Source organism: Pseudomonas sp. ICMP 10191 (genome assembly GCF_001467335.1).
Taxonomy (GTDB): domain Bacteria; phylum Pseudomonadota; class Gammaproteobacteria; order Pseudomonadales; family Pseudomonadaceae; genus Aquipseudomonas; species Aquipseudomonas cerasi.
Genome location: NZ_LKGW01000014.1, coordinates 1 through 1,117 on the forward strand (window position 1 = coordinate 1; position 1,117 = coordinate 1,117).

A 1,117-nucleotide genomic window follows, 5' to 3' on the forward strand; every position below is an offset into this window, starting at 1 on the left:
AGGATGTCAGGAGTTCGAATCCCCTTACCCCGACCATTTTCGCCCAGCTGTATCAGGGTTGAAGATCAGGACTCAAGAACAGTCGTTTTGAGTCCAACAGAAAAGGCGTCCTTCGGGACGCCTTTTTTGTTGGGTGCATTTTCATTTGAAATCGCGCTAAGCCGCCGTCTGATGCGAAATAGGGCACCGGCAAGCTCTGTGATGTCTGGAGCGCGCCGTACCGAGCGAGTGCTTGTGTACGGGGCCTCACGCATGACATCGGGTACTGGGATCAACGTGCTCGCAACTGACAGGCCGCTGCCTGCCTTACTGACTGGCCCGCGTCGGCGCTTTTTGACCCAGGCGTATCAGTTCGTTGGAGAAGCACAAACCAGCGATGATCAGGGCCGCTCCCGGATAGAGGCTTTCGCGCGGTACTTCATTGAGGGCTACAAATGCCAGCAATGCCGCAAACAGCGGTTCGGTGAGTTCAAGCGCTTGCACCTGGGATGGCTTGAGGTACTCAATGGCCTTGGTCGTGCAGAAAAAGCCGAGGATGGTCGGCAGGGCGGCCAGCGCCAGCAGTGCGGCAATAGCCATTGATGACAGCTCGCCGATCACGAAACCATCGGCAGCGGCCGGCATCAGCAGGTACAGGCTGCCGAAGAAGAGCAGTTGACGAGTGAAATGCAGGCCCCCCGAAACGCCCATTTTTTTCATGGCAACTGAAAACGCTCCGTAGCCACAGCCTGCGATCGAGGCCAGGGCTGCACCTTCCAGAGTGAAGCCCTGTTGCAAATCAGCGCCGAAGATCACTGCAATCCCTGAGATGGCAAGTGCGGCCCCCACTGTTGCGTTTGCAGTGATGGCATCCTTCAGTAACAGGCGCCCCAGAATGATCGACGAGATTGAGGCACTGGCCATGAGTACGACGACGACACCCGCCGCAGCGTAATGTCGGTAGGCGGACGTTTCGAAATGGAACAGCACGAAAATACCGAGGAACGCGCAGATCGCGGCCTGGCTCCATTTGGCGGCTGATGTCGGACGCTTGAGGAAACGCAGCACGATCGAGAGCAGGATGCACCCCAGTATCGTTTTGATGACGGCAACGCTGCTGGAGGTGAAGCCATTGCTC

The 1,117-nt window shown here is 57.4% G+C and carries 1 protein-coding gene; it reads right to left on the bottom strand.

The features are described from left to right. Positions 1-306 precede the first annotated feature (306 nt). A partial coding sequence (locus AO388_RS03200) for a DMT family transporter (RefSeq protein WP_058416035.1) occupies positions 307-1,117 on the bottom strand: 811 nt, incomplete at its 5' end.